This window comes from Roseivirga echinicomitans (assembly GCF_001592935.1).
Lineage (GTDB): Bacteria > Bacteroidota > Bacteroidia > Cytophagales > Cyclobacteriaceae > Roseivirga > Roseivirga echinicomitans.
On the sequence record NZ_LRDB01000001.1, the window covers coordinates 49,221 to 76,138 of the forward strand.

The following is a 26,918-nucleotide window of genomic DNA, read 5'->3' on the forward strand; positions in this document are numbered from 1 at the left end:
TTATGAGCAACCTCTTATTAAGAATTATCACTGGTATTATTGGAGTTTCTTTGATTATAGCGGGCATAGTCTTTAGTTCATGGACTTTCGCATTGATTTTTTTAGGCATCATGATTCTCACCCTTCGAGAATTTTATGGCTTGATAGTCGCCTCGGGTAATACGCCTTTTAAAATCTGGGGATCGTTTTTTAGTGTTTGCCTTTTTATCTTGGTACACCTTGCTTCAGCAGGAATTATAGATACCAAGTACCTCTGGATATTACCTTCTTTATTGGTCATCTGTTTTATGTTTGCCCTTTACAAGCAAAAAACGCATCACCCAATTATTTCTTTAGGACTTACTTTATTTGGTGTAATCTATATCGCTTTCCCCATGAGTATGTCGAATTTGATTGTGTTCAAAAACGAATCCTATCAATACGCCTTAATCATTGGAGTACTTATAGCCCAATGGGCAAACGACTCTGGTGCCTATTTTGTAGGCAAGAGTATGGGCAGAACAAAATTATTTGAAAGTGTTTCTCCTAACAAAACATGGGAAGGTACCATTGGCGGTACACTCATTTCCTTAGGCGTTATCTATATCTGGAGTTTATACTTTACCGACCTTACCACAATTGAGTGGCTAGGCCTTTCAATAATTGTGAGTGTTTTCGGCAGTTATGGTGATTTAATTGAGTCGTTATTCAAGCGACATTTAGCCATTAAAGATTCTGGGAGCGTACTTCCAGGGCATGGCGGCTTTCTCGATAGATTTGATGGACTACTGTTCGCACTTCCGTTCGTTACGCTATACTTGATGGTCATCACATAATATCTTAAATAAGCATCAAGTATTAGGGCGTATTACCTTAAAATTTCATTAATTTTGCCCAAGTTTTTAAACAAAGATAGATTTCTCTATGGGTTACATTGAACCGGCTCCAATTAAGGATAAGGCTAATCCTTTCGAGTCAATGATGTCCAGATTCAACATTGCTGCTGAAGCACTCGGATTGGACGAGCAAGTATATAACGTGCTCAAATCTCCTTCAAAACAAGTCTCTGTGTCACTTCCAATCACTATGGATAATGGCTCTATTCGCGTTTTTGAAGGTCACAGGGTAATTCATTCGAATATCCTAGGACCATCAAAAGGCGGTGTTAGATACGCCATGGACGTACACATTGACGAAGTAAAGGCACTCGCTGCATGGATGACATGGAAGTGTGCCGTTGTAGACATCCCCTATGGTGGTGCCAAAGGCGGCATCAAATGTAATCCGAGAGAGATGTCAGCTGGTGAAATCGAAAGATTAACTAGAGCGTACACCAATGCCATGCTTGATGTTTTCGGTCCAGACAGAGATATCCCAGCACCAGATATGGGAACAGGACCAAGAGAAATGGCTTGGATGATGGACGAATACTCTAGAGCACATGGCATGACAGTAAATGCTATGGTTACTGGAAAACCATTAGTGCTTGGTGGTTCATTGGGTAGAACTGAAGCCACTGGTCGTGGTGTAATGGTATCTGCTTTGGCCGCCATGGAAAAATTAAATATCAATCCTTATCATGCAACTGTAGCTGTACAAGGTTTTGGTAATGTAGGTTCTCACGCGGCTCTACTTCTTGAAGAAAGAGGCGCTACTATTATTGCGGTAAGTGATATTTCTGGTGCATACTACAACGAAAAGGGAATTAATATAAAGGCAGCTGTTGCTTACCGCGATGGCAATAACGGTACATTAGAGGGCTTCAAAGGAGCTGAACTAATGGACAATGCCGCTGAACTGTTGATTCTAAAAGTAGATGTACTTGTTCCGGCTGCAGTAGAGGATGTAATCCACTCTGGTAACGTAGACAAAGTACAGGCAAAACTTATTGTTGAAGGTGCTAATGGCCCAACTTCTGCCGAAGCGGATAAAATTATCAACGAAAAAGGGATCATGGTTGCGCCAGACATTTTAGCGAATGCTGGTGGTGTAACTGTATCATACTTTGAGTGGGTACAAAACCGTTTAGGTTATAAGTGGACACGTGAAAGAGTAAACAGAAGGTCTGACAGGATCATGAAAGATGCTTTCGAAAAAGTGTATGAAACATCGCTTAAATATAATGTACCGATGCGTATTGCAGCCTACATTGTCGCGATTGATAAAGTTGCTTCTACCTATAAATACAGAGGTGGTTTCTAACCAGAAAATTAGTTAATGAATATTCATAAAGAAGGAAGAGCACTGCTAGCAGTGCTCTTTTCCATATTATTAGGTTTAAACTTAGGACTGTTCTTTTTATTGAACATTCCTTCTCACTGGACTGGAATTATTGGTGCCATCAGCCTAATTCTGTTCCTGTTCTTCCTTCAATTCTTTCGAAATCCATCTCGAAAAATTGAGATGAATGATAAACAAATTTTAGCTCCAGCCGATGGTAAAATAGTGGTGATTGAAAAAACCACGGAAGACGAATACTTTAGAGGAAAGGAAAGAATTCAGGTTTCAATATTTATGTCACCAATTAACGTGCACGTAAATAGAAACCCCGTTACTGGCCTGATCAAGTATTTCAAGTACCATGAAGGCAAGTACTTGGTGGCTTGGCACCCAAAATCAAGCACGGAAAATGAAAGAACTACTTTGGTGTATCAAATCCATAAAGGGGTAGAAATTCTAGTCCGTCAAATTGCTGGCGCAGCTGCACGTAGAATTAAGTGCTACGTACAAGAAAACCAGTCTGTGATTCAAGGTAAGGAGTTCGGCTTTATCAAATTTGGATCAAGAGTCGACCTTTTCTTACCGCTCGATGCAGTAGTAAAGGTGGAGATTGGACAAGTAACCCAAGGCGGACAAACCATAATTGCGGAGTTGGCTTAAATTAAGCCTTCAATTATCTGCATTAACTTCTCTAAATGTAGCTGATCAACTTCATCAAAATCGTTGAATTGGTCCGAGTCCACGTCAAGAATTAAGTTGACTTCCCCGTTTTTCATGGCAGGTAATACTATTTCCGATTTGGAAGCAGAACTGCAAGCAATGTGACCGGGGAATTCATCTACATTCTGAACCACAATGGTCTTTGCTGTTTCCCAGCTTGTGCCACAAACTCCTTTTCCTTTACGAATACGAGTACAAGCAATTGGCCCTTGGAAGGGGCCCAACACCAATTCGTCTTCTTTTACCAAGTAGAAACCCACCCAAAAGAAACCCATACCATACTTTAAGGCAGAAGCAATATTGGCCAAATTAGCCGTTTGGTCTGGCTCGCCAGTTACCAACGCTTCAATTTGCGGAATTAGCGTTTCGTATTTTTCTGCTTTGCTTAAATCGTTCGAGATGATAAGTTCTTCGGCCATAATTTTAATTCTGAATTGCGAATTTAAAAGAGAATTGTGTGAATGTTGGTTCCTTAATGCCGGTAAATTTTAAGCACATCGGTTTGCAGTTGAATAGTTTCTGCGGACGCATCTTTTAGACTTGGCGCCATAATGCCTTCATTGAATAATACTGGACATTCAAACACACGTGCCTCGTCCCATAAACCCAAAGCCATTAAAGAATTGAGCAAGAAGCTTCCTCCTTCCACTAAAACAGATTGCACTTTGCGCTCATACAAATCTGCAAGTATATTTTGGAGAAAGTCTTTCTCACCAATTTCAACAAAGTTGAGATGCTCTTTCTCCTCAGTCTTTACTGTATTGTAAACAATGGTCGGCAAGCTTCCATCAAACAAGTTGAGGTCAGTGGGTAAGCGCAGATGCCTGTCGATGACCAAACGAAGCGGTGACTCACCATGCCAATCGCGAACATCGAGTCTGGGGTTGTCATATTGAGCCGTATTGGTGCCTACTAGAATGGCATCTTCTTCCGCCCGCCATTGGTGCACCATCATTCTAGATTGTTCACTGCTGATCCATTTGCTGTCAAAATTATTACGAGCCATAAAGCCATCAGCCGTTTGCGCCCACTTCAGTAAAATATAGGGACGTTTCTTTTCAATCATGGTGAAAAACCTTCGGTTCAGGTTTCTCGCGGCTGACTCCAAAACCCCAATGCTTACTTCGATTCCAGCACCTTTTAGTTTCTGAACGCCTTTGCCTCCAACAAGTGGATTGGTATCCATAGAGGCAATCACCACTTTCTTTATCTTTTTGGTTACTAATAAATCGGCACAAGGCGGAGTTCGACCAAAGTGTGCACAGGGTTCAAGAGTAACGTAACAGGTACTTTCAGGAAGAAGATCAGGATTCGTTACGGAATTGATCGCATTTACTTCGGCATGCGGACCACCATATTTTTGATGATAACCTTCCCCAATGATCGTATTGTTATGGACGATCACGCAGCCCACCATGGGATTCGGACTGACATGACCTCGCCCTAATTCGGCTAAATCTAGTGCGCGCTGCATCCATTTTAAATCTTGCTTATCCTCCACCCGCGCAATTTAGCGAATACACCATACTATTCCTTGTCCCTTATTCAATTGACTGAACCCTCCAAAAGTTCTTCCTTCGACTTCAAGAATAGTGATTTACTCCTGTCAATATAATTACATCAAATTTGGAGGGTTCGCTAACCCACAAACAAATCCTTCTCACTACTTTTGCTTATGCCTTTTGAAAAACCGAAAGCCAAAATTCAGTCCATTACTAAAGAACTGAAGGCCATTTATGATGAACGCGAAGCTACCAACATGGCCCACTTACTTCTGGGTCATTTTTATGGTTTAGATCGAATGGCAATCATTTTGAATGATGAGTTTTCGTTGGTTGAAGATTCTGAAAAGAGTTTAGCAAAAGCGATTGATGAGCTAAATCAACACAAGCCAATTCAGCATATTTTAGGTAGCGTAGAGTTTTATGGCTGCGAATTGAAGGTGGATGAACGGGCTTTGATTCCTCGACCAGAAACGGAAGAGTTGGTGGATTGGATTGTGACTGAGAATATGGTTGAAGCTCCGTCCATTGTTGATATTGGCACCGGAACAGGCTGTATTCCAATAGCACTAAAAAAGGCCATACCAAACGCACAAGTAATAGCTGTTGACGTAAGTGAAGAAGCGCTCACATTGGCGCAAGAGAATGCTAAACAAAATAGCGTTGAGGTTGACTTTACACTCTTAGATATTCTAGAAAACACTTTCCCTTTTGACCAGTTGGATATAGTGGTCAGTAACCCTCCCTACATTCCAGAAAGTGACAAGGCCGAAATGAGCTCGAATGTATTATCCTTCGAACCACATTTGGCACTCTTTGTTGAAAATCACGATCCGTTGATTTTCTATAGAAGAATAGCCGAGTTGGCCTTCCAGCATTTGAAGATTGGCGGAATACTCTATTTCGAAATTCATGAAAGATTTGGGAAGGAAATGATTAAACTGGTGGAAGACATTGGTTTTACTAAAGTGCTCCTCAAAAAAGACTTACAAGGAAAAGACAGAATGCTACAAGCACAAAAATATTCGAAATGAAAAAATTGATTCTATTACACGGTGCGCTAGGTAGCGCCTCAATGTTCGAAGACTTAACCAATAAGCTAAAAGGCGATTTTGAAGTATACACTTTCAATTTCTCTGGGCATGGCGGTGCGCCTGTGAATGAAGAAGGCTTTGGTATCGAAGTTTTTGCCGAAGAACTCCAAGCTTTTATTACGAAGAACAAATTGGAAGGCGCGGATATTTTTGGATACAGCATGGGCGGCTATGTGGCACTTTACTTGGCTGCTTCTCAACCAGATTTGATAGGCAAAATAGTAACCCTTGGTACCAAATTGGCATGGACAGCCGAAGGTGTAGAAGAAGAAACTGCCCGTTTGAACCCAGAACTAATGAAGGAGAAAGTGCCGCAATATGCTGCGCTTTTGAAAGAGCGTCATGGTAAAAAGCAATGGAAACAAGTGATTTGGCAAACCGCAGGCATGATGCTAGAATTGGGCGATGAGCCTTTGCTCACTATGGAAAATCTTCCTTTAATCACCAATCAAGTCACTATTCTTTTGGGTGCTGACGATAATATGGTAAGCAAAGAAGAAAGCGAAAATGTGGCTACAGTTCTTCCCAACGGAAAGTTTATCTCTATTCCCAATATGCCTCATCCTTTAGAGAAAGTAGATTTAGACACCTTATGTGAAAATTTAAAGGAATGCTTGGTTTAAGTAGAGAATAAGAAATAGGCTTATATCTTTGTTTATTTCTAATCTAGATATAAGCTTTATATGTCCCAATCTAAGTTAATCAGCTCCGGTTTTCCCTTTCTTGCCGTATTCATAGCCCTCTTTACTTTTTCTTCTTGTAGCAACGAAAAGGAGATCGAGACTGGCCTTACCACTATTAATTTGGTAGAAGCCTACAACAATCCTGCACTGATCAACATGAGTGATTTTGCCTCAGAAATTGAATACATTTCCTTAGAAACAAGCGAAGAAACCTTTTATAGATGGGTCAGACTTAACAGTACACTAGGGGACTCAATCATCTTAATGAAATCCTCCGATCGGATATCATTGTTTGACAGAAAGACGGGAGCTTACCTTAGAGACATTGGCTACAGAGGCGATGATCCAGAAGGTTTTACAAACGCTAGGACTGAACTTGGGGTCAATGCAAAGAACAAAACCGTTTATGCCAAAGGGAAGCGTTTTGATTTGTATGAATACTCTTTAGATGAGGGGCTTTTAATAAATAAGATTCCAGGGCCTAAAATCGAGGCACTCGAAGCCACTTTGAATTCAGGTTCATTTACCGATGTCAGTTTAATTACTAGTTACGGGATCATCAAGGATGGATTAATTGCAGGTTATTTTATGAACATGAAAGGTGATGAACCATATAAGTTGGTGGTGTATGACATCAATGGTGAGATCCTAAATTTATACCCAAATTACCTGAGTTATGAGAAACAAGGGATATCGATTCGTATTGAATACACAGATTTCCACAACTACAACGATGGATTATTCTTCAAAGAAAATTTTAACGACACCGTTTTTAACGTAGGTGTTGACACTTTAAAACCTGTACTTCTTTATGACTTGGGAGAATACAGTCCTCCCTATGCTGAGCAAGAAAGCATGAGTATTGAGCAAAGAAAAGAATATATGTTTGTTCGTAATACCCTACAAAGTCCAGACTTTGTGTTCTATAATGTTTCCTTTAAAGAAAAGGAGGCATATGGCTATTATAATCGAAAAACGAAAGAAGCTAAACTTTCTGACCCTTCAACCAGCAATAGCAAAACTGGCTACACAAACGATATTGACAATTTTGTGTCTTTTTACCCCACTTCAATTAATGAAGCGGGAGAAATGATGGGGCTAATCACGGCTGAAGAAGTATACGAATGGTTTCAGAATAATCCTGACAAAATCGCTTCTCTTCCTGAAAACCTACAGGCATTGCAAAATATCGAACCCGAAGACAATCCAGTCATTATGATTGTCAAGTTAAAGTAGAGCGCTACATGTTCCATCATAAGTTAAAAAAAGCCGCTTTTCCCATACTTGCTGGTTTCATCATGCTGCTCAATTTCTCTTCCTGTAGCAGTGAAAAGGAATTAGAAACAGGCCTCACCACTATTAATTTGGTAGAAGCCTACAACAATGCTGCACCGATCAACATGAGTGATTTTGCCTCAGACATTGAATACATTCGATTAGAGACAGGTGAAGGGGCTTTTTACAAATGGTTCTTCCTCAAAACTACACTTGGAGACTCAGTCATTCTAATGAAGTCTACTGATCGGATATCGCTGTTTGACCGGAAAACAGGAACTTACCTCAGAGATATTGGCCGCAAAGGAGACGACCCTGAAGGCTTTTCTAATGCAATGACTGAGCTTGGCGTCAATACAAAAAACAAAACGGTTTACGCGAAAGGTAAACTTGGTTTATATGAATACTCCTTAAGCGAAGGGCTTTTAGTAAACACGATTCCTGCTCCTCAAATGGATGATCTCGACAAAAAGCTCACTAAAGGATCTTTGACCGATATCAGTGTTATTGCCTCACATGGCATCATCAACGATAGGTTCGTTGCGGGTTACTTTATGAATATTAAAGGAGACGAGCCATTTAGGCTAGTGGTTTATGATTTTAACGGGGAAGTGCTAAAATTATATCCGAATCACCAGAGTTATAAGAAACTAAGCGATTCGTTTCGTTTTGAAAAGACTGATTTTCAAAACTACAACAACGCACTATTTTTCAAAGAGAGTTTTAATGATACTGTTTTTAATGTGGGCGCTGACACTTTGAAACCTGCGTTTCTTTATGAACTGGGAAAATACAGTCCTCCCTATGCAGAACAAGAAAGTATGAGTGACGAGAAAAAAAACGAATATATGTTTGTTCGTAATACCCTGCAAAGCCCAGACTTTGTATTCTATAATGTTGCCTTTAAAGACAAATTCGCCTACGGCTATTATAATCGAAAAACGAAAGAAGCTTTTCTTTCCGATCCATCAACAAGTAATAGCAAAACTGGTTACACAAACGACATTGATAATTTTGTGCCTTTCTACCCTACTTCAATCAATGAAAAGGGTGAGATGTTAGGCCTAATCACGGCCGAAGAAGTCTACGAATGGTTCCAGAACAACCCTGACAAAATCGCTTCTCTTCCTAAAAACCTTCAGGCACTGCAAAATATCGAACCCGAAGACAATCCAGTCATCATGATTGCCAAGCTAAAGTAGAACTCCCAAAAAGTTCTTACTACTATTTTTATAGAAGTATTACTATTTTCTTAGTTTATTTACTATGTTTATAGTATGAAAGTACTTACTAAGGCGGAAGAAAGGATAATGCAGTTGCTTTGGCAGCTAGAAAAGGCCTTTACTCGTGAAATTCTGGATCAATTTGAAGGCACGCCACCAAGCTATACTACCGTGGCTACCGTACTCACCGTGCTCGAACAAAAAGGCTTTGTCGATTTTGAGAAGCTCGGTAACAGCAAACGCTACTATCCCCTAGTCAGTAAAGAGGCCTACAGTGAATTTGCTTTGAGCAATGTGGTAGGGAAATATTTCGAAGGCTCTTTAAGCAAACTCGTTTCCTTCTTTACCGAAAAGAAGGACATCGACCTGAAAGAGCTCGATGAGATCATTGATGTAATTGAGAAAAATAAAGAGCAGAAATGATGTGGAACCCTATTCTTATCTGGAGCCTAAAAGCGGGCTTATTATTAAGCCTCTTGTATGGTGTTTATTTTTTCTTGTTCCGAAATAATACGCAGTTTCATCTGAAACGAGTCTTGCTCTTATCGGTTTTAGCTGCTGCACTACTTTGGCCCGTGATAAAATTCAGTGCAAGCGTAAAGCCTGTCTCCAATACTCAGGTATTCCAAAAGCTTGATGAATCATTGATCTCTCCGGCAGCCGAAGTTGCGCCTAAAACAGCCCAAGTTGGAGAAGTCCAAATGACCGAAACCTCCAAAACGACCAGTGCTCTTGATATTATTTGGTGGGTGTACTTAACAGGCGTGGCCATAAGTCTTTTAGTCTTCTTTAGTGAATTAGTAAAACTCACCTATTGGCGATTAACGGGCACGGAAATGCGAGATTTAGGCAAGAACGTGATCAGCCATCCCTCAGTAAAGTACCCTTTCTCCTTCTGGAAATGGATTTTCATTCCAGAGTCTGTCGATTATTCTGAATCCGAATGGATCGTTATTCAGGAACATGAAAACCTGCATTTAAAACAAAAGCATACGGTTGATATTCTTTGCGCTGCTTTGGCTCAATGTGCCCTTTGGTATCATCCGGCAATTTATCTTTTTCAAAAAGGAATGAAGTCCAACCACGAAGCTTTGGCAGATTCCTCAGTATTGAAATCCACCAATTTTGGACGCTATACAGAAATTCTATTGGCCCTGAGTTTAAGAACCAGCTCGGTTACGCTTGGGCATTCTTTCGCATTGATTTCCTCACTTTCTAAACGACTTAAAGTTATGAAACTCAAAAAAACATCTAAACGAAGCAGCTATACTTCGCTCATTTCCTTTGCTGTATTGGCTTTGGTTATTGCCAGCCAAACGGTGAGTTATGGGCAGAATGAAAAAGCAAATAATAATTTATATGATACGGATCTTGGAGTAACTATCCATAAAGGAAGGGATTATAGCTTAATCCCAATTTTTGAGAAGAGTTTGCTTCAACTAGATGATCTGCAACTCACTAGTTATGGTAGAATTAGCATTCCATTTATTCTATCAGATAAGTACCAAGAAAAGGTGGATAAAATTAAACAAACGTATTATTCGAATGAGGAAGACCGGACGTTTTGGATTGAGCTCGATGATAATAAAGACTCTTACTATTCATCCCTCTTAAAGCCTAAAGGTATTGTAGGAACTGAAATCGAATTTGTTGTGGAACTGGGTAATGATGATCTTAAGGAGTTTTATGAGCTGACAGTTGCATGGTTAAAAGAAAGAAAAATTGGTGATCCTACTCAAATTAGTAATTCCAAGTCGGTAGATTTTAAAATAATAAGTGAGGAAGACTTTTTTCAACATAAATATCTGTCAATTCATTCTTATGTAAAAAGTAACTACGAAAGGCAGTATAATAAGAGTGATGTGTTTTCTACAAGGCAGGTGGATAAAAGCCCAGAGCCAATAGGCGGTCTTAACCAATTTTTAAATAATGTCACACTAAAAACTGTACGAGAAAACGGATTAGATATTAGTGAACTACCCAAAACAATCGAGTTTGAGTTTGTAGTGAGTAATCAAGGGCATGTTACTCGGGTAGACCTGCTTAGTAAAGTAAAAGGCGATGAAGAAACTCAAGTCAAGGTATACCGTCTACTACGCCAGTTGAATGATAATATTCAAAGCGTGTCTAGAATTTATGGCTGGAAGCCCGCTTTGAAGGATAATGAATTTGTTTCGAGTAAGTATAAAATCGAAATACCAAAGTCACTTTTGTAGTTCTAGTTTTACTACACTTCACAAGATTCAGCCGACAACAGTCGGCTGTTTCTATTTGGAGGGTTAGGCAATTCATCAAGCTTCTATTTATAGCTGTCCGTGGAAACGGCCTCTACTAGCCAAAGGGGCTTTTCGTTGGTTTTGAGTTTGATTCTCCCAGTGATCTCGGCAGTAAGCTCAATCGGTTCCAAAAGCATTTCATTCTCCCAATCCCCATAAAATCCTTCGGAAGTAAAAAAGGTATTTTGGGCTATAGGGTGAATCCCAAAATGATGACTGACCATCACCCATTTTTCAAAATGTCCGCTCGAAACATAAGTCCACTTTTGGTGAATGGCAAAAACGATACTGTCGATTTGTTTTGAGAATTCTCTTACCGTATCGAGCACTGTGGATTGGTAAATGTCGGCCATCACATTCACCGCAGGGTATTTATGGTCGAGCAGGAAGATGTAAGCACAGGCCAGTAAATTATCGTCTTCAAAGCCTAATAACTGCACTGGAGATTGTTCGGCCAGCCTTGGCTTGAGTGTCTGTAGGTTGCCGATGTTGGCCACCACCACATCAATTTTAATTCCCCACTTTAGCACTTCGTTGAGTGCCTTTTCGGTAACAATAACGGTTGGACTCCATTCTAAAAGCTGGTCTACATCTTCAATCGTTAAGGCTTGCGGATCGTCAATGAGTAAAGCAGGCTCTTGTTCGTCTCTAACAATATGGTGTGATGACATGCGGCTGGTTTCCTTGGTTAAATACGGTGTTCAAAATTGCAGCATTTTTAAGGAATCAAAAACGATTGGTGAGAGAATTTTGATAAAGAAGTGTAGTGCTAACTATAGATCCTTCCTTCGTCAGGATACAAAACTATAAAACAGTCATTTTATGACATGTGATCAGTTGAGTCCTAAAATAAAAAACCCTCAGCAAATTAATGCCGAGGGCTCTTCGAAATACTAAAAAATCTATCTTTATAACTTCAAACCTAAGGATAACAAGAAGTTAGTGCCTGCTTGAGGATAAAGGTAATTCTCCCTTACCTCGTAATTAGCACCACCAAAATAACCAAATGTGTATCCATTCGATTCGTATTCAACATTGAAGATATTGTTCACCAATAAATTCAGCGTAAGCTCTTTTACGAAACTCGGCTTAATGCTGTAATTCACTCTGAAATCATTGATGAAGAAAGCATCAATCTTACGGTTTTCATTCGAAGTATTATCTAAATACTGATCACCTACATATTTAGAAAGAAGGCTCAACGACAAGCCAGAAGTTGGCTTATAAGTCAATTGACCACCTGCAATCACACTTGGAGAGTATGAAATATCGGCATCAGTATAGTTGTTTCTGACTTCGTTGTATTCGTCAAAGGCTGCACCGTAATCATAAAGCACTTCTTCAAAATTCTTGATCTTATTTTCGCTTAAAGTAAGATTGGCGTTTAGCTCCAAACCTCTGATCAACTCTACCCCAGCCTGAAGTTCAATCCCCATTCTGTAACTATCGGCCACATTCGTTCTAATGCTCGATCCTACATCGTTCACCTCGCCTGTCAATACCAACTGATCTTTGTAATCCATCAAATAGTAATTCGCTTCAAAAGCAAACTTTGACTTGTTCACTCTATAGCCCACTTCAAGGTTGTTCAATTGTTCCGATTTAGGATCAGCTCCAGTCGGTGCATCAATAATGTCTGAACGGTTCGGCTCTTTGTTCGCACGCGCAAAAGAAATGTAGGCGTTTGCATTAGCGTTGAGTTGGTAAGTCAAACCCAATTTTGGGTTGAAGAACGAATATTGGTTATCGAAATCGAAGGCCTTTAAATCGTTATCGTTGCCTCTACTGGCATAGTTTACTGTTCTCACCTGCAAGTCGCCATAAAGGTTAATCTTATCATTGGCTTGATAGTTTACCTTCACAAAATTGTTGAAATCCGTTTTTTCTGAAGTGCTTTCGTAATACCTGTCTCCAATGCGGCTGTTGCTTGCATATTCGGCCCAAATGATTTCACCAAAGTGATCGCCTTTGTACTCATTGTAGGCGCCACCAAAATTGGCTTGTAGGTTTTCGGTTTCATAGTTCAAGCCGTAAGTCACTCCGTAAAAATCATTGTCCAACCAACGTCTTCTGATCAAATCTGTCGACTCTATGGTGGTTGCGCCTACAGTTACATTGTTCAAACCATAGTCTGCAAAATCTTCATTGGCCTTATATTCCTCAAAGAAACCAGCACCCTTGGTGTAGTGTAATGAAGTGTTAAAGCTCAATGGCTCGTTAATCTGATGTGAAAAATGGGCTTGATAATGCGCTTGTTTGTAATCGTCTACTTGATTTCGATAGTCGTAGAAATTATAAGTTCTGCCAGAATTACGAAGGTTAGCGGCCTGCTCGGCTGACAAACCATTGTTGGCAATTACCGCATCAATTCCTGCCGCATCGTTCTTGATTTTTGCTTCTGGCGTTCCGTACCAACTTTGGTAGGTGCGCTCTTTACCCGCAAAGGTGATCAATTTCAGAATTGTTTTTTTTCCATAATAACCGCCAGATAGGTAGTAAGAACTAAGATCAGAAGATGCCCTGTCGATATAACCATCCGATGAAATGTTAGAGAGCCTACCTTCAAAAGCAAAGTTGTTTTCCAACAAACCCGTTTTGAACACTCCGTTGTATTTCTGAGTGTTGAATGAACCTACTGAAGTGTTGATACTCGCTTCCGCATCTTGGCTCAAATTGTTGGTGGCAATGTTAATTGAACCCCCAAAAGCACCTGCACCATTGGTGGATGTTCCAACACCACGCTGCACTTGCACATTGTCTGTGGAAGTGGCCAAATCAGGCATGTTCACCCAAAAAGTACCCTGTGATTCAGAGTCATTAACCGGAATACCGTTGATGGTCACGTTAATTCTGGCGCCATCGCTACCACGAATTCGAATACCTGTGTAACCTACACCAGCTCCCGCATCAGAAGTGACCACTACAGAAGGCGTCCAGTTCAGTAGAAAGGGCAGGTCTTGTCCTAAATTCTGCTGCTCGATTTCTTCCTTTGATACTTCAGAAAAGGTAGTGGGTGTCTTTTCGCTTGCGCGAGTTCCAGTCACCACCACTGATTCTAACTTGGTTAAATCCGATTTCAGCTTGAGGTCAAGGTTCATACTACCAACGACTTCTACTGTTCTGGTTAAGGCAGTATAGCTGATCATACTTACCTTGATATTGTAAGTGCCTGGAGGAATATTGTTCAACTCAAATTTACCTTCTGCATTGGTAGAAGTACCTTTTTGAATCGACTCAATAGTCACATTGGCACCAAAAACTGGTGATCCGGTAGCGTCATCCACAACCGTTCCTTTCAGGGAGTGTTGCGCAAACACACCCGTTGCTGTCAGCACTAAAGCCAACGTCAAAATTAATTTTTGCATTTTGTAATTTTAAATGGTTCACAAACGAAGCGCCAGGGGAAGCACTCCCTTTTTAAATGTTTACCATACCTCCCTTCGGCAGCATTATCTGCATCAGGTTCAATGGGTATAATCTCAGCCCGTTGTTATAGGGCACCCCTTAATTCGCGACAAAGGTAAAATAGTTTTTAACTATAGCAAGGCGCCAATGGCTTTCTTGGCTTGTTTGATACGCGTTTTTAAATCGCCCTGCGCCACAATGAAAGCTTTGTCATTGTCTTTCATCAAGTTGCGATAGATGTCAAAAAAATAAGATCTCATTTCTGGATGTTCACGCAACGGATCATCCTCATAGGGAATGTCAAAGTCAGTAATAATGTACAGATCGTAATATTGAACTTTAAGTTGGTTCAAGATCCATGGATCACAGCTTCCGTATTTGTGTTCGCTCCAAACTTTAATTACGTGAAGGTCTGTATCACAGAAAAGGAGTTCGCGGGCTTCCTTTTTCTTTAGCTTCTGGCTGTCAATCTGCCCTTTGGCTATTTCCAAAAGGTCGGATTGCACATAAGGCCTATCGAGTTCGTTTAAATAGTCTCTCGCATATTCTGGCACCCAAACGGTATTGTATTGACCTGCCAATGCCTTTGTTAAAGTAGTTTTCCCCGTACTCTCTGGGCCAATAATCGCTACTTTAATCATGCTGTTCTTGGGTTTGTTTCATCATGGTTTTTTTCCAAGCCAAGTATCCAGCAATGGCCATACCAATGTATAAGAAGTATAGAAAAGAGTAAAAATAAAGCTCTTTATAGAAGTAAACGCCAGTAGCAATTAGGTCCACCGCAAGCCAGTAATACCAGTTGTCAATTTTTTTTCTGGCCGTTAACCACATTCCAGTTACGCTTAAAATAGATGTGGTACTGTCCCAATAAGGCAATGCTGCTGGTTGCACACCTTCAAACATGGAAGGAATATTGATGAGAAATTGAGCGAAGGTAAAAATCCCAATAATAGTAAGCGATAGAAAGATAACACTCCGTTTTGTGCTAGTATGAGTAATGATTACTGCCGAATCTTCCTCGTCTTTCCCCTTCACCCAATAGTACCAACCATAAATATTAAGCACAAGGAAGAATACATGCAGAATGAAGTCGCCATACAATCGTGCTTCCCAAAAAACAAAAAAGGAAACAATGACATAAGCAATTCCCGAGGGCCAAGTCCAGATACTTTCTTTGATTAAAAAGAGGACAGCCAGAACCCCAAAGACCAGTCCTGAGAGCTCCCATACGCTAATTTCTTGCGCATAAGAAATGATGTCCTGCCAGATGTCGTTGAGTTGCATTACGTCAAAGATATAATTTTGTGGTATATTTCGTTTGTTGATTTTAAACAGAATGGAGATCATGAAAGCGATTATTATGTTAATGGTGATTCTCGTTGCCTTCCCTTTGGTGATGAACGGGCAAGAGACCGAATACAATGTTGAGACGGAAAGTGTATCGACTCGTGTAGATAAAATATTGAATGGGCCAATCACCAAGGAAGGGCTACAACAAATGCCTTATAAGCTCTGGTTCAACACCAATTATAAGACCTATAGGGTTAACACCGAATTACTTAAAGACGCTAAGAAAAAGAAGATCAAAGACCTGAAAATACTTGCCTTTATGGGGACTTGGTGTCATGACAGTAACCGTGAAATACCTCGTTTAATGCGCATTATGGATGATATGGGAATAGCAGACCAGTTAGAATTATATGCACTGGACGTAGATAAGACCAGTTTGAAAGGAAAAGAAAAGGGCTATGATATTAAGAACACGCCCACCATTATTTTTTACCTGAACGGGGAGGAAGTTAAGCGTGTAATTGAAGAGCCAGAAGGTACTTTTGAAGAAGAGTTAGTACGCATTCTAAAATAGCCATGCTCCAAAACCAAAGTCACCTTTTTAATTTACCGCAAGACATTACTTACCTCAACTGCGGTTATATGTCACCTATGCTCAAATCGGTGGCAGAAGTCGGAGTTAGGGCAGTGTACGGAAAGGAAGATCCGACCACAATTAAGCCGGAGGACTTTTTTAAAAATGGCGAACTGCTCAGGGCAGAGTTTGCCAAACTGATCAACGTAAAAAACGAAAACCTTTGTGCCATAACGCCCTCAGCTTCTTACGGCATGGCCAATGTGGCCAAAAACCTTCAGGTAGAAAAAGGCGATAATATTATCATTCCCGAAGGGCAATTTCCCAGCAATGTATATGCTTGGAAGGAACTGGAGAAGGAAAAGGGAGTGAAACTACGCATTGTGAATGCTCCTGAAACTGCTGAAAACCGTGGCAAGCTTTGGAACGAACGCATCCTAGAAGCCATCGACAGTAAAACCAAAATGGTCGCCATTGGCCATATTCACTGGGCGGATGGCACTAAATTCGACCTGAAGAAAATTAGAGAACGCAGCAGGGAAGTAGGCGCGCTTTTGGTAATTGATGGCACACAATCCATTGGTGCTTTGCCCTTTGATGTGCAAGAATTTCAACCCGATGCTGTAGTGGCTTCTGGCTACAAATGGCTGATGGGGCCTTACGCAACAGGCATGGCCTATTTTGGTGAATATTTTCAAAATGGAAAGCCCATTGAAAACAATTGGATGAACCGATTGGATAGTCAGAATTTTGCCAATTTGGTGAACTATCAGGATGAATATCAGCCGGGGGCTATCCGCTATGAAGTAGGCGAAAGTGCCAATTTTATCCTTACCCCAATGCTCACCGAATCGCTTCGCCAAGTAAATGCCTGGGGGCCAGCAAACATTCAGGCTTACTGTAAGTCGATTGCCCATGAAGCACAGCAAGCGTTGGCCAAAATGGGTTTTCAAGTTGAATCTGCTGATTATCGTAGCGAACACCTTTTTGGAATTCGATTGCCAAAAGGGCTAGATTTAGAAATGGTGAAAAACCGTCTGGCAGCCGATAAAGTTTTTGTTTCGGTACGCGGAAATTCCATCCGAGTGTCGCCTCATGTTTATAATACTAAAGAAGATTTTGGGTGTTTACTACATTCACTGAAGCAGGTATAAGCGCACTTAAAAACACGTCAAAATTAAAATTTGCCCATAGTTTTTTTAATCAGTCAATCTCCGTAATTTTGTCCGGCAAATAAACCCTGTTTTTATTTGCCATGCTCGACACAAACAAATTCCTTTTTGAAGCACTGACCTACGATGACGTCCTGCTTCTCCCTGCTTACTCTGATATTTTACCCAGAGATACCAACACAAAAACTTTACTTACCAGAAATATTCAATTGAACATTCCATTGGTTTCGGCCGCAATGGATACCGTTACTGAATATGAATTGGCCATTGCAATGGCGCTGGAAGGTGGCTTGGGCTTCATTCATAAAAACATGAATATCGCTGATCAAGCCCAGCAAGTGCGAAAAGTAAAACGTTCGCAAAGCGGAATGATTTTAGACCCAATTACCCTCGATGTAGAAAGTACGGCAAGGGATGCGGATAAAATCATGCGTGAGAATAAAATTGGTGGGATTCCCGTGGTGGACAAAGATCAAAACTTGGTCGGAATTATCACCAACCGCGACATGCGCTTTATCAAAGACATGACCAAGCCAGTGCGCGATATCATGACCGTTGAAAACCTAATTACCGCAAAAATGGGGATCAGTTTGGGTGAAGCGGAGAGCATTCTTCAGGAATTCAAAATCGAAAAACTTCCGATTATTGATGAGCATGGTAAGCTGAGTGGCTTGATTACTTATAAAGATATTCTAAAAAACAGAGACAGACCTAACGCTTGTAAAGACGAATACGGTCGTTTGAGAGTAGGCGCTGCTGTTGGGGTTACTCCAGATATTATCGAAAGAATTGATGCATTGAAAAATGCAGGCGTAGATGTCATCTCTATCGATACGGCCCATGGTCATTCAAAGGGCGTGATTGATATGGCAAAACGCGTGAAAGCTGCTTATCCTGACATGGAACTCATCATGGGAAATATTGCTACGGCTGCTGCAGCGAAAGCTTTGGTAGATGCCGGTGCCGATGGCATCAAAGTAGGCGTTGGCCCAGGCAGTATCTGTACAACGCGAGTGATTGCGGGTGTGGGCATGCCACAGCTCTCGGCTGTATATGAGTCGGCTAAAGCCATTCAAGGCTCAGGCGTCCCGATCATAGCCGATGGCGGTATCCGTTACTCTGGTGACTTGGTAAAGGCCATTGCTGGTGGTGCGAGTACCATTATGATTGGCTCTTTGCTTGCTGGAACTGAAGAAGCTCCGGGCGAAGTAATTCTTTACGAAGGAAGAAAATTCAAATCGTATAGAGGCATGGGATCTATAGAGGCCATGGAAGATGGATCGAAAGACCGTTACTTCCAAGATGCGGAAGATGACATTAAGAAGTTAGTACCGGAAGGAATTGTAGGCCGTGTACCTTACAAGGGAACGGTTCAGGAAATGCTTTACCAACTAACAGGTGGTTTGAAAGCAGGAATGGGCTACTGTGGTGCTGGTACTATTGAGGATTTGCAAAAAGCGCAATTCGTGAAAATCACCAATGCGGGGATGAGCGAAAGCCATCCGCATGATATTATGATTACCCGCGAAGCGCCTAACTACAGCAGAAGATAAATTTGATTTACTCAGACCGATAATATTAAGGCCGCTCATTTGAGTGGCTTTTTGTTTAAAATGAACCGTCACTCTGAGTGTCTTGTCATTAAGGCAAGGCCGAAAGAGTCTGTTTGATTAACATCAATATGTCTGAGCCAACCTTATTATTACACCAGTCGAGTCTCTCCATTTGACCCAGCCACTCTCTTTTTCTTTCGGGCAGTCATTATACTCTTTATCACATTCAAGGAAAAGCCAATCCCTCTGAAGCTTAGATGGCAGATAGTAAAACTCATCATAACCATCAACGATGGAAGCGGTATCATTTGGCTCACTTCTTAATGGAGTAACTTTACTTAAATCTGGCATTGATGAAAGCACAAAATCTTCTAGGTTTTCGAACTTAGCATACTTGTTTCTCATCGAAATAAGTTTGAAAACACCGTTCATTCTCACTCTATAAAAGTCATCAACTGCTCCCTCGCATTCTAAAATGAATATTTTATACTGTGGGTCAAAAGAATAGCTTGAAACGTGTTTTCTAAGCGTGTCCCTTCTATCCTCCATCAGGTTATACTTATTACCTGCAACTTTCAGCGTGTCCCCTTTTATTCCAGCGTATAATGATTTGTCCAAGTTGAAAATATTAATCGTATCAGAATACAGCATAACCTTATCCAAGTCAACCCTTAAGTAACCAAGGTAATCACTTTGACTTTTCGTATCATTTGAAATTGTTTCGGCTTTCTCCTCTGACTTCTTTGGTTGGGAGCAACTTGAACAAAACAACAATACCAGAAGTATGATATTTAATTTTTTAATCATTTCAGTATCACTTTTTATGTCTTTTCACACCGCAACGAAAAGATACACCCAATGTAAATCCGCAGTTGCTGTGCCTATTTCCAATTCCAATGCTGCCAAACGGTATCCTTTTCTATCAATACCAAACCACCATTTTTAAACTCATATTTCCCTATACTGATACGAAAATACACTTTAAGTAGATAAAATGGATAACTCTAGAGAGTTAAGCGCCAATAGCAGACGGATTCTTCCGAGGCTTCGGAACGGTCAATTCTCTACCGAGAAATATTCTCTCTCCACCTACGCTGAAGCTCCAGCGCAAGTGTACAGAATGACGATAAAACGGACCGTCACTCTGAGTGTCTTGCCATTAAGGCAAGACCGCGAGAGTCTGTTAAATGTACCTCCAAGTTAATTCCCCGGAAATGTAGAATACCCCTTCACTTTTTCATAAGTATTATGGTCCATTTCGGCTAGTTTTTCTATGTTATGGTTTTTGTAGAAGTGCTCTCTGATTTCCAGCATTTCATCGTAAGGCCCACGGCCAGAAATTAGTTTGGCTACAATGGGGGTACACTCTAGTAAAATGAAAAGCAGCATAATAAAAATATTGGCGAAATGAATGGCAGTGTTTTCTTCACCCAAAATTCTTAAGGCTTGTAATTGAGCCGCCATGCCATTCCATGGGTTACGTTTTAGGTTGGTGATTTCAGTTTGCTTGGCTGCGAAAAGGGCATCCCATTCCTGCTGTTTATCTGCAATGAGCGGTAAGTTGGTGGTCTGTAATTCAGCTAACTCCTTTTGTGCCTGATCGGCATCTGCTTTTTTGATTTGGTAAATAGGACCAGCATTTCTTTTTCCAGAACCACCAGTGCCATCAGCTTCTTGCTGAGCTGCTTTGGCTAGCTCATCACGCTTTTCAGTTTTGGCGACTATTTCATTTTTTAGACTACCAATTTGCCCGTCTATTGTAGCTAGTTGGGTGGTGTACCTTCGCTCTAAATCAATAATCTCTTTCTGATAAATTTCTTCTTCGAGCGTAATCAGTTTTCGATCTATTTCTTTCGAGAAAACTCGGAGTTCAAGAGGTTTAGAAATCACGATGGCCAGCATAATGGCCAATAATATTCGGGGAGAAGCAGTGAAGAATTCTCGACCAAAGCCCTTCTTGTTTTTCCGCATAGTGGAAACAATAAAGCGATCGAGGTTGAAAATAATCGTGCCCCAGAGTAGGCCAAAGGCCAGTGCCCACCAAACATTTTCGAAAACGGTATGAAAGGCATAACCGCCCGAAAGCGCGGCTAAAACGCCAGTGAAGAAAACGGCAGCCCCTATTCCGGTATATTTTGAAGCATCGGTCGGGCATCGGTTCAATAATGAGCGGTTGACCCCCGCACAGAACCAGAAAAATTCTTTGAGTTGTTGCATGTTGTTTGTGTTGGTGACCCTTGGGCAGTTTGACCGTCCATTTTTAGGTTGTTGGAAGAACAACGTAATGCCTATTGCATATGTTGTGTTAACCAGTACCTTTTTATACAAGGTAGTGATCTCAAATGTAAATCACTAGAAAACAGGAGTGTGAACTGGCTTAATACTCACTATCGGTAACCACTGTCTCCCTCACCTGAAAAAGATAGATTGGAGTAGCGAATTTTTTTGGAGGGGGTTAGGGGGAGGAATTCGGCCATGAATGAAAAACCAGCTACTCTTAACCCTCTACACTAGTTCACAATGGGCTTTCTCCCTAATAGATAGAAACAATGCGCTACAAGCGCATAAAAAGATAGTACTCGCCACAGGCTTGGAAGCACTAGTTTCGGCAGTGGGAGGGCTAAGATGGTAGAGTTTAAAGGGCATTTAACCACAATTGCGCTGAGTGACTGAACTTATCTATGAGCAAATGACTACGTAAAGCAATCTCAATCTTCTTTTAGGCTACGGTCTGACCTTCGGTACCGACCGACTACACAGGGGGCTATTCTATGGTCGGCACCGAAGGTCAGACCATGTATATCAACCTAAAAACTTACTCTACTATGGTTCTATGAGTCACTCGGCAAAGCCATGATATTATTGGAGGGGATGCTATAAATAGAAATGAAATTAGGCACTCATCGAAGATGGGTGCTAATTGAAGCTGTGGTTACCTTTGATCCTCACCATTGTATTCCTCCAAAAGCAATTTCATCATTTCTTGGGCGCTTACTTTGCCTTTCTCTTTGATCAAATCTCTAGGGGTGTCATCGCCAATTTCGTAAGTAATGCCTTCGGCTTTAAATTGGCTATAGAACCAGTTTTTAGAAACGGCAGATCCTACTGCTGCAGCACTAATTCTGCCTTGGTCTTGAGGCACACGTTCAAAGATGCTTTCAATCCATTCTTTAGCAAAGCCTTGAATTACGGACTCTACGGTATCGTCATATGTGTAATACACATCGGAAAAAGTAGAATGGAAATCGAGGCCGAGTTTTACGTCACCACCAGAGGTGTTTACTTTCTCAACAATATCGGAACAGACTTGTTCTATCTCCGGCTGTCTGTAGAAAGCCCAATCTCGGTTTAAATCTACCCCGCCTGTATTATGTCTCCAATGACCTAAATCTACACCATCGGGGTTAAGCATTGGATAAACGATCAGTCGGTATTGGTCCAAGAATTTATTACTGAGTTCGCTGTCGTTCACGATTTCTTCAAGAAAAGCCATCATGGCCAAGTTACCAGTTACCTCTGGTGGGTGTTGCCTGCTGAGCACCACCACAATGTCTTTGCCTTCTGTGCTACCATTGGTAATGTCCATATTGAGTAAGTCACGACCAAGTTTAGATTTTCCAATGACCTCGTGTTGAGTTTTGGCAGAAGTAAAAGTCTGTGTCCATTCCAGCATATCGGTAGAATTTATGATTTCTTGAGCTGCAATGTACAGCGTGTCTGCACTGAGGTTCACGGTCATGGTGGCACTTTGACGATCTTCTGCCACGGTAAACTTGGTGCTGTCTAAAGCGGTCCAATTTTCTCTATCGGTACTGGTTTTTGGCCAGTAACGATGTCTGCCAAACCCGTATTTCAGTGTAATGTCAACGGTCTTTTCATCTTCGGAATAAATTCTAAAAGCATACCAAGCGCTGGGGTTTATTGGCGTGTTTTCTGGACTAATTTCAACTTGATAATGGTTTTTACCTACAGAACTGAAGTTGTTCATTCGGGCACCGTCAAATAGATTATCGGCTGTTACGCCTTCCCCCATAAGGGTGTAACTGCGCTTTTCCTGTGGGGCTATTTCTTTATCGTTGGTGTCGTTTTTTTGTGCGTAATCAAATTCAGTAAGTACATACTGAGGTTTGCTTTCACAAGAAATGAGGAATAAGGCCAGAACGGCTATCGAAAAAAATGCTTTCATTCTTCAATATGACTATTGAAATGAAAGCATGCAATTAAGTTCGTATAAGTGGTGTGGCTAGTCTTTCGCTTCTTCAACCTCAACATCGTTGAGAATGTACATCAATCGCAAAGGATCGTCTGAATTTAGAGTAAGAACTCCCGTTACTTTAATTTTCTTTTCGGTGTACTTTACCTCCTTTTTACTGAAAACTTCGGCTACCGTCTCTGGGCCTGCGCCCCCACAAAAAAAGCAATTGGCAAATGGCAAAGAAGACAACACAAAGTAGTTCTCACCTCTCAGTTCGTCCAAAGGAATAATCCAGCCTTCTAAACTAATTTTCTTTCCATTAAGTGCTTTCACCTGACTGGCGAAATCGTAATGTTCAACATCAATACTTAAGATTTCATCGAAACTCTTTTCAACGGTTACATTGGAAAGCGTCTTCCACATGTTTTGCTCTTGAGCAATGCTTGCCGATGAAATGCTTAAAACGAATAGTATGAAAATCAGTCCTTTACGCATTATTTTATCAAATCAAATACTCTATTCCAACGAATGTTTTCGAAGAATCCAGCGTCTGGGTTGGTTCTATCCACAGACCAGAAAATGAACAAGGGCTTGCCTACAATATGATCTGCAGGTACAAAGCCCCATGAGCGTGAATCTTCAGAGTTGTGTCTGTTATCGCCCATCATATAGTAATACCCTTGCTTGAAGGTGTATTCAGTAATTTTCTGTCCCTCGATAAAAACTTCACTTCCTCTAATTTCTACATCGTCATTCCCTTCGTAATGCTCAATGGGAGTACGGTACAAATCTACGTTCTCGGGGGTTAACTGTATTGTTTGCCCTTCTTCAGGCATGGTCAAAGGGCCAAAGAAGTCGATTGTCCAATCAAAATCCGTTACTGGGGTGTAGGCAGTGTATTCCGCCCCTAAGTATTGCTGCGCTTCAGGGAAAGCATTGTATCCTTCTCCTTTTCTGTAAACTACTTTTTCAACACTGGTAACGAAATTCAATTTAGCCAACTCGTCCGCTTGTTCTTGGCTGGTGTTCATATAGAAACCTAATTTCCCATTGTACTGATAATTGGGAGAGGCCGTAGTTGCATAAGTGTCCATTGGGTTATCATCAGTATAGTCCGAGATGCCCAACTCCCGCATATATCTCGGGTGAATTCCATTTTGAGTTTCCACGAAATAACTGGTTTGCATGTGTGGAGGATTCTCCATTGGCTCACCATTGATGTATACTTGTTGGTCTCTTACTTCTAAAACATCACCAGGAATGGCTACGCAACGCTTTACATAAAACGTTTTAATGTCAGTTGGGTATTTTAAATCTGGTGGGTAGTTAAATACTACAGGCTCACCTCTTCTTACTTTTCTAAAACCAGGAAGTCTGTATTGTGGAAGTTGGATGCCGTCCCAGTAGGATGGAATGCCTGATCCCCAAAAGTCTTGGTGGGCCAAAGGAAATTTTATAGGTGTTTTAGGCGTTCGAGCGCCATAGTGCAATTTGCTTACAAAAAGGTGGTCGCCAATGAGCATGGAGTTCTCCATGGATCCCGTAGGAATAGCGTAGGCTTCGATAAATAGACCTCGGATAATAGTGACCGCTATTAGCGCGAAAAGCACGTCATTAAAGAGTTCTCTAAAGAAACCCTTCTTCTGTTTTGGTGCCTTGTCTTTTTTCTTTTTAAAGAAATCCAACATATAAATCTTCAATTTTGAGTAAGCTGTAAAGGTATTATTTATTCTTAAAAATTCGAGACATTCAAAAGGGGAATGACTTTCATTAAAACGAAGCAGTGCTATAATGGTTATTCTGGCCAGAAATCCACCATCGGTTACCGTTTTAAGTCACAAGTTGGTTACTTAGCATTTGAATTTTTGAAAGGGATATGATCACCATAGAAAACCTAAATTTCGGATATTCAGAAAAGCGAATTCTGTCCATTTCCCACATGGAAATCAAGGAAAAGCAGCATCTGATGATTCTCGGTAAGTCGGGAAGTGGAAAAACCACCTTGCTCCACATTCTTGGTGGACTCTTAAAACCTGCTCAGGGCAAGGTACTCATTGACGATACCGATTTATATCAGCTTTCGGGAAGTGCAATGGACAAATACAGAGGTCAGAACATTGGTCTCGTTTTTCAGAAGGCACATTTGATTTCGGCACTTACCGTAAAGGATAACCTTTTACTGGCGCAGTATTTTTCCGGAATCCCTCAAGATAAAGGACGCATCAAGGAAGTGTTGGACACCTTGAATTTGGGTGAAAAACTTAATTCTAAAGTACGGCAATTGAGCCAAGGAGAGCAACAACGTGTAACCATTGCTAGGGCTTTGCTGAATAAACCACGGGTGCTTTTGGCCGATGAACCTACTGCAAGTTTAGATGATGACAATGCGAACAGTGTAATTCAGTTGCTGAAAGAGCAGGCTGAAAATAACAATGCCTCATTGATTATCGCCACACATGATCAGCGTGTAAAAGATGCTTTTGATTTACAACTAAACCTGAACGAGCAATGAATCTGTTTTTACTTAGTTGGAAATACATAAAGGACAAACCCCTCAATACATTTCTAAATGTGTTGCTGATGGGCTTAGGGATTGCCATCATTTTGGTATTGTTGATTCTGAACTCTCAGTTGGAAGAAAATCTATCCAAGAACAAAAGAGGAATTGATTTGGTAGTAGGGGCGAAGGGCAGTCCCTTGCAGTTGATTTTGGCGAATGTATATCATATCGATTTCCCTACGGGCAATATAAAATTGGACGAAGCCAAAGCTTTAACTCGAAACCGTCAGGTGAAATCGGCCATTCCTTTGGCTTTGGGAGATAATTACCAAGGTTTTAGAATTGTGGGGACTAACCACGATTATACAAAGCTTTATGAGGCAACTTTATCGGAAGGTGCGCTTTGGAAATACAATTTAGAATGCACCATTGGGTCTAACGTAGCCATGCAATTGGGGCTGAAGGTGGGAGATGTGTTTTTTGGAGCTCATGGGCTAAGCGATACCGATCTTGACCACGATGAGGCCAGCTATAAAGTAGTGGGAATTCTCGAACCTAGTAACACCGCCTTGGACAACCTAATTTTAACCAATATTGAAAGTATTTGGCAGGTGCATGACCATAGTGCAGAAGAAGGAGAGGAGGCAGAACACAGCAACGAACCTGTTTTAGGTTCTGCCTATGAAACGGGTTTGCCGGAAGGTGGCCCCGATGCTGAAATTACCTCGATGCTGATTCAGTTCAGGTCGGCCATGGGGGCGGTTACCATGCCCCGAATGATTAACAGCAACACCAATATGCAAGCGGCTTCACCAGCTTTCGAAACCCAAAGGTTGTTTTCGCTTATGGGGATTGGTGTAAACATGATCAAAAGCTTTGCGTATATTATCATCGTAATCGCGGGATTGAGTATTTTCATTTCCCTTTATAATGCCCTGAAAGACAGGAAGTACGATTTGGCTATTATGCGATCTTTGGGCGCTTCAAAAAGCAAGTTGTTTGTACATGTTATTTTTGAAGGCATCATCATCACCACGATTGGTGGAGTTTTAGGCTTTATTCTCGGCCACGGTTTGGTAGAATTCTTAACTGGGCTTTATGAGAAATCCGATGCCATTGGTATTTCAGGAATGGTTTTGGTGAAGGGTGAATTCTACGTATTGTTAATTAGTGTTGGTGTAGGGGTTTTAGCTTCCATTTTACCAGCCTTTAGCGCGTATAGAACAGATATTTCAAAAGTATTAGCACAAGAGTGAT

Annotated in this window: 27 protein-coding genes and 1 riboswitch; of the genes, 16 read left to right on the forward strand and 11 right to left on the reverse strand. The window is 41.0% G+C overall.

Annotated elements, in window-relative coordinates; all coding sequences use genetic code 11:
* Nucleotides 1–2 precede the first annotated feature (2 nt).
* The 3 genes from AWN68_RS00240 (at nt 3) to AWN68_RS00250 (ending at nt 2,859) form a co-directional block, all read left to right on the forward strand.
* Nucleotides 3–815, forward strand: coding sequence for a phosphatidate cytidylyltransferase (locus AWN68_RS00240; protein ID WP_068409877.1), 813 nt, complete (start codon nt 3–5; stop codon nt 813–815).
* 88 nt (nt 816–903) lie between these two features.
* On the forward strand, nt 904–2,181 hold the full coding sequence (locus AWN68_RS00245; protein ID WP_068409878.1) for a Glu/Leu/Phe/Val family dehydrogenase: 1,278 nt from the start codon (nt 904–906) through the stop codon (nt 2,179–2,181).
* Between the two features lie 15 nt (nt 2,182–2,196).
* Nucleotides 2,197–2,859: a phosphatidylserine decarboxylase family protein gene (locus AWN68_RS00250; RefSeq protein WP_068409880.1), complete on the forward strand. Its 663-nt coding sequence runs from the start codon at nt 2,197–2,199 to the stop codon at nt 2,857–2,859.
* Here AWN68_RS00250 and AWN68_RS00255 read toward each other — a convergent pair.
* Nucleotides 2,856–3,338 (reverse strand): GAF domain-containing protein, encoded by a 483-nt coding sequence (locus AWN68_RS00255; RefSeq protein WP_068409882.1) that lies wholly within the window; start codon nt 3,336–3,338, stop codon nt 2,856–2,858. The genes AWN68_RS00250 and AWN68_RS00255 overlap by 4 nt on opposite strands.
* 53 nt (nt 3,339–3,391) lie before the next feature.
* On the reverse strand, nt 3,392–4,420 hold the full coding sequence (ribD, locus tag AWN68_RS00260) for a bifunctional diaminohydroxyphosphoribosylaminopyrimidine deaminase/5-amino-6-(5-phosphoribosylamino)uracil reductase RibD (RefSeq protein WP_084362700.1): 1,029 nt from the start codon (nt 4,418–4,420) through the stop codon (nt 3,392–3,394).
* Nucleotides 4,421–4,594: 174 nt separating this feature from the next.
* On the opposite strand from ribD, the gene prmC reads away from it, so the two are divergent.
* From prmC to AWN68_RS00290, 6 genes are all read left to right on the forward strand, one after another.
* The gene (gene prmC / locus AWN68_RS00265; protein WP_068409887.1) at nt 4,595–5,455 is read left to right on the forward strand and encodes a peptide chain release factor N(5)-glutamine methyltransferase; all 861 of its coding nucleotides are present in this window, start codon (nt 4,595–4,597) and stop codon (nt 5,453–5,455) included.
* Complete coding sequence (locus tag AWN68_RS00270) at nt 5,452–6,138, forward strand: alpha/beta fold hydrolase (protein WP_068409890.1); 687 nt, start codon at nt 5,452–5,454, stop codon at nt 6,136–6,138. The genes prmC and AWN68_RS00270 overlap by 4 nt, the downstream gene beginning before the upstream one ends.
* 60 nt (nt 6,139–6,198) lie before the next feature.
* Nucleotides 6,199–7,434, forward strand: coding sequence for a 6-bladed beta-propeller (locus AWN68_RS00275; RefSeq protein WP_068409891.1), 1,236 nt, complete (start codon nt 6,199–6,201; stop codon nt 7,432–7,434).
* A gap of 8 nt (nt 7,435–7,442) precedes the next feature.
* A complete protein-coding gene (locus tag AWN68_RS00280; protein ID WP_068409892.1) occupies nt 7,443–8,675 on the forward strand; it encodes a DUF4934 domain-containing protein in 1,233 nt (410 codons plus the stop codon).
* A 75-nt stretch (nt 8,676–8,750) separates the two neighbouring features.
* A complete protein-coding gene (locus AWN68_RS00285) occupies nt 8,751–9,119 on the forward strand; it encodes a BlaI/MecI/CopY family transcriptional regulator (protein WP_068409895.1) in 369 nt (122 codons plus the stop codon).
* The gene (locus tag AWN68_RS00290; RefSeq protein ID WP_084362701.1) at nt 9,116–10,912 is read left to right on the forward strand and encodes a M56 family metallopeptidase; all 1,797 of its coding nucleotides are present in this window, start codon (nt 9,116–9,118) and stop codon (nt 10,910–10,912) included. Before AWN68_RS00285 ends, AWN68_RS00290 begins: the two co-directional genes overlap by 4 nt.
* 83 nt (nt 10,913–10,995) lie before the next feature.
* Here the strand turns inward: AWN68_RS00290 and AWN68_RS00295 are convergent, their stop codons facing one another.
* From AWN68_RS00295 to pnuC, 4 genes are all read right to left on the reverse strand, one after another.
* Nucleotides 10,996–11,643, reverse strand: a complete 648-nt coding sequence (locus AWN68_RS00295) for a hypothetical protein (protein ID WP_068409900.1) — start codon at nt 11,641–11,643, stop codon at nt 10,996–10,998.
* Between the two features lie 237 nt (nt 11,644–11,880).
* On the reverse strand, nt 11,881–14,337 hold the full coding sequence (locus AWN68_RS00300) for a TonB-dependent receptor (RefSeq protein ID WP_068409902.1): 2,457 nt from the start codon (nt 14,335–14,337) through the stop codon (nt 11,881–11,883).
* A gap of 53 nt (nt 14,338–14,390) precedes the next feature.
* Nucleotides 14,391–14,487: riboswitch (TPP riboswitch) on the reverse strand.
* A gap of 21 nt (nt 14,488–14,508) precedes the next feature.
* Nucleotides 14,509–15,018 (reverse strand): AAA family ATPase, encoded by a 510-nt coding sequence (locus tag AWN68_RS00305; RefSeq protein ID WP_068409903.1) that lies wholly within the window; start codon nt 15,016–15,018, stop codon nt 14,509–14,511.
* Nucleotides 15,011–15,724, reverse strand: coding sequence for a nicotinamide riboside transporter PnuC (gene pnuC, locus AWN68_RS00310; protein ID WP_084362702.1), 714 nt, complete (start codon nt 15,722–15,724; stop codon nt 15,011–15,013). The genes AWN68_RS00305 and pnuC overlap by 8 nt, the downstream gene beginning before the upstream one ends.
* Here pnuC and AWN68_RS00315 point away from each other — a divergent pair.
* The 3 genes from AWN68_RS00315 (at nt 15,723) to guaB (ending at nt 18,966) form a co-directional block, all read left to right on the forward strand.
* Entirely contained in the window at nt 15,723–16,241 is a 519-nt protein-coding gene (locus AWN68_RS00315) for a thioredoxin family protein (protein ID WP_157716009.1), read from the forward strand. The two genes, pnuC and AWN68_RS00315, sit on opposite strands and share 2 nt — an antisense overlap.
* Nucleotides 16,242–16,243: 2 nt before the next feature.
* On the forward strand, nt 16,244–17,395 hold the full coding sequence (locus tag AWN68_RS00320) for an aminotransferase class V-fold PLP-dependent enzyme (protein WP_068409909.1): 1,152 nt from the start codon (nt 16,244–16,246) through the stop codon (nt 17,393–17,395).
* A 101-nt stretch (nt 17,396–17,496) separates the two neighbouring features.
* Nucleotides 17,497–18,966 (forward strand): IMP dehydrogenase, encoded by a 1,470-nt coding sequence (guaB, locus tag AWN68_RS00325; protein ID WP_068409911.1) that lies wholly within the window; start codon nt 17,497–17,499, stop codon nt 18,964–18,966.
* Nucleotides 18,967–19,089: 123 nt separating this feature from the next.
* On the opposite strand, the gene AWN68_RS00330 is transcribed toward guaB, so the two are convergent.
* Nucleotides 19,090–19,773, reverse strand: coding sequence for a hypothetical protein (locus AWN68_RS00330; protein WP_068409916.1), 684 nt, complete (start codon nt 19,771–19,773; stop codon nt 19,090–19,092).
* 187 nt (nt 19,774–19,960) lie between these two features.
* Here AWN68_RS00330 and AWN68_RS18910 point away from each other — a divergent pair, with 187 nt between their 5' ends.
* The gene (locus tag AWN68_RS18910) at nt 19,961–20,170 is read left to right on the forward strand and encodes a hypothetical protein (protein ID WP_157716010.1); all 210 of its coding nucleotides are present in this window, start codon (nt 19,961–19,963) and stop codon (nt 20,168–20,170) included.
* On the opposite strand, the gene AWN68_RS00335 is transcribed toward AWN68_RS18910, so the two are convergent.
* Nucleotides 20,167–21,183, reverse strand: a complete 1,017-nt coding sequence (locus AWN68_RS00335) for a DUF4407 domain-containing protein (protein WP_084362703.1) — start codon at nt 21,181–21,183, stop codon at nt 20,167–20,169. The genes AWN68_RS18910 and AWN68_RS00335 overlap by 4 nt on opposite strands.
* A 262-nt stretch (nt 21,184–21,445) precedes the next feature.
* Here AWN68_RS00335 and AWN68_RS18915 point away from each other — a divergent pair, with 262 nt between their 5' ends.
* Complete coding sequence (locus AWN68_RS18915) at nt 21,446–21,598, forward strand: hypothetical protein (protein ID WP_157716011.1); 153 nt, start codon at nt 21,446–21,448, stop codon at nt 21,596–21,598.
* A 300-nt stretch (nt 21,599–21,898) separates the two neighbouring features.
* Here AWN68_RS18915 and AWN68_RS00340 read toward each other — a convergent pair whose 3' ends face one another.
* Genes AWN68_RS00340 through lepB form a run of 3 tightly spaced genes read right to left on the reverse strand, consistent with a single transcriptional unit; the run spans nt 21,899 to nt 24,849 of the window.
* Entirely contained in the window at nt 21,899–23,152 is a 1,254-nt protein-coding gene (locus AWN68_RS00340) for a M14 family metallopeptidase (RefSeq protein ID WP_068409919.1), read from the reverse strand.
* Between the two features lie 57 nt (nt 23,153–23,209).
* Complete coding sequence (locus AWN68_RS00345; protein ID WP_068409922.1) at nt 23,210–23,656, reverse strand: hypothetical protein; 447 nt, start codon at nt 23,654–23,656, stop codon at nt 23,210–23,212.
* Entirely contained in the window at nt 23,656–24,849 is a 1,194-nt protein-coding gene (lepB, locus tag AWN68_RS00350; RefSeq protein ID WP_068409924.1) for a signal peptidase I, read from the reverse strand. Before lepB ends, AWN68_RS00345 begins: the two co-directional genes overlap by 1 nt.
* A 188-nt stretch (nt 24,850–25,037) precedes the next feature.
* On the opposite strand from lepB, the gene AWN68_RS00355 reads away from it, so the two are divergent.
* The gene (locus AWN68_RS00355; protein WP_068409926.1) at nt 25,038–25,673 is read left to right on the forward strand and encodes an ABC transporter ATP-binding protein; all 636 of its coding nucleotides are present in this window, start codon (nt 25,038–25,040) and stop codon (nt 25,671–25,673) included.
* A complete protein-coding gene (locus AWN68_RS00360) occupies nt 25,670–26,917 on the forward strand; it encodes an ABC transporter permease (protein WP_068409927.1) in 1,248 nt (415 codons plus the stop codon). The genes AWN68_RS00355 and AWN68_RS00360 overlap by 4 nt, the downstream gene beginning before the upstream one ends.
* Nucleotide 26,918: the final 1 nt, after the last annotated feature.

What these genes read in the sequence shown, in the direction of transcription:
- AWN68_RS00255 (WP_068409882.1), bottom strand. Translation starts at nt 3,338, where the DNA reads ATGGCCGAAGAACTTATCATCTCGAACGATTTAAGCAAAGCAGAAAAA.
- pnuC (WP_084362702.1), bottom strand. Translation starts at nt 15,724, where the DNA reads ATGATCTCCATTCTGTTTAAAATCAACAAACGAAATATACCACAAAAT.
- AWN68_RS00300 (WP_068409902.1), bottom strand. Translation starts at nt 14,337, where the DNA reads ATGCAAAAATTAATTTTGACGTTGGCTTTAGTGCTGACAGCAACGGGT.
- AWN68_RS00345 (WP_068409922.1), bottom strand. Translation starts at nt 23,656, where the DNA reads ATGCGTAAAGGACTGATTTTCATACTATTCGTTTTAAGCATTTCATCG.
- AWN68_RS00250 (WP_068409880.1), top strand. Translation starts at nt 2,197, where the DNA reads ATGAATATTCATAAAGAAGGAAGAGCACTGCTAGCAGTGCTCTTTTCC.
- lepB (WP_068409924.1), bottom strand. Translation starts at nt 24,849, where the DNA reads ATGTTGGATTTCTTTAAAAAGAAAAAAGACAAGGCACCAAAACAGAAG.
- prmC (WP_068409887.1), top strand. Translation starts at nt 4,595, where the DNA reads ATGCCTTTTGAAAAACCGAAAGCCAAAATTCAGTCCATTACTAAAGAA.
- AWN68_RS00285 (WP_068409895.1), top strand. Translation starts at nt 8,751, where the DNA reads ATGAAAGTACTTACTAAGGCGGAAGAAAGGATAATGCAGTTGCTTTGG.
- AWN68_RS00340 (WP_068409919.1), bottom strand. Translation starts at nt 23,152, where the DNA reads ATGAAAGCATTTTTTTCGATAGCCGTTCTGGCCTTATTCCTCATTTCT.
- AWN68_RS00270 (WP_068409890.1), top strand. Translation starts at nt 5,452, where the DNA reads ATGAAAAAATTGATTCTATTACACGGTGCGCTAGGTAGCGCCTCAATG.
- AWN68_RS00275 (WP_068409891.1), top strand. Translation starts at nt 6,199, where the DNA reads ATGTCCCAATCTAAGTTAATCAGCTCCGGTTTTCCCTTTCTTGCCGTA.
- AWN68_RS00320 (WP_068409909.1), top strand. Translation starts at nt 16,244, where the DNA reads ATGCTCCAAAACCAAAGTCACCTTTTTAATTTACCGCAAGACATTACT.
- AWN68_RS00240 (WP_068409877.1), top strand. Translation starts at nt 3, where the DNA reads ATGAGCAACCTCTTATTAAGAATTATCACTGGTATTATTGGAGTTTCT.
- AWN68_RS00305 (WP_068409903.1), bottom strand. Translation starts at nt 15,018, where the DNA reads ATGATTAAAGTAGCGATTATTGGCCCAGAGAGTACGGGGAAAACTACT.
- AWN68_RS00335 (WP_084362703.1), bottom strand. Translation starts at nt 21,183, where the DNA reads ATGCAACAACTCAAAGAATTTTTCTGGTTCTGTGCGGGGGTCAACCGC.
- AWN68_RS00245 (WP_068409878.1), top strand. Translation starts at nt 904, where the DNA reads ATGGGTTACATTGAACCGGCTCCAATTAAGGATAAGGCTAATCCTTTC.
- guaB (WP_068409911.1), top strand. Translation starts at nt 17,497, where the DNA reads ATGCTCGACACAAACAAATTCCTTTTTGAAGCACTGACCTACGATGAC.
- AWN68_RS00330 (WP_068409916.1), bottom strand. Translation starts at nt 19,773, where the DNA reads ATGATTAAAAAATTAAATATCATACTTCTGGTATTGTTGTTTTGTTCA.
- AWN68_RS00355 (WP_068409926.1), top strand. Translation starts at nt 25,038, where the DNA reads ATGATCACCATAGAAAACCTAAATTTCGGATATTCAGAAAAGCGAATT.
- AWN68_RS18915 (WP_157716011.1), top strand. Translation starts at nt 21,446, where the DNA reads ATGAAAAACCAGCTACTCTTAACCCTCTACACTAGTTCACAATGGGCT.
- AWN68_RS00295 (WP_068409900.1), bottom strand. Translation starts at nt 11,643, where the DNA reads ATGTCATCACACCATATTGTTAGAGACGAACAAGAGCCTGCTTTACTC.
- AWN68_RS00360 (WP_068409927.1), top strand. Translation starts at nt 25,670, where the DNA reads ATGAATCTGTTTTTACTTAGTTGGAAATACATAAAGGACAAACCCCTC.
- AWN68_RS00290 (WP_084362701.1), top strand. Translation starts at nt 9,116, where the DNA reads ATGATGTGGAACCCTATTCTTATCTGGAGCCTAAAAGCGGGCTTATTA.
- AWN68_RS00315 (WP_157716009.1), top strand. Translation starts at nt 15,723, where the DNA reads ATGAAAGCGATTATTATGTTAATGGTGATTCTCGTTGCCTTCCCTTTG.
- AWN68_RS00280 (WP_068409892.1), top strand. Translation starts at nt 7,443, where the DNA reads ATGTTCCATCATAAGTTAAAAAAAGCCGCTTTTCCCATACTTGCTGGT.
- AWN68_RS18910 (WP_157716010.1), top strand. Translation starts at nt 19,961, where the DNA reads ATGGATAACTCTAGAGAGTTAAGCGCCAATAGCAGACGGATTCTTCCG.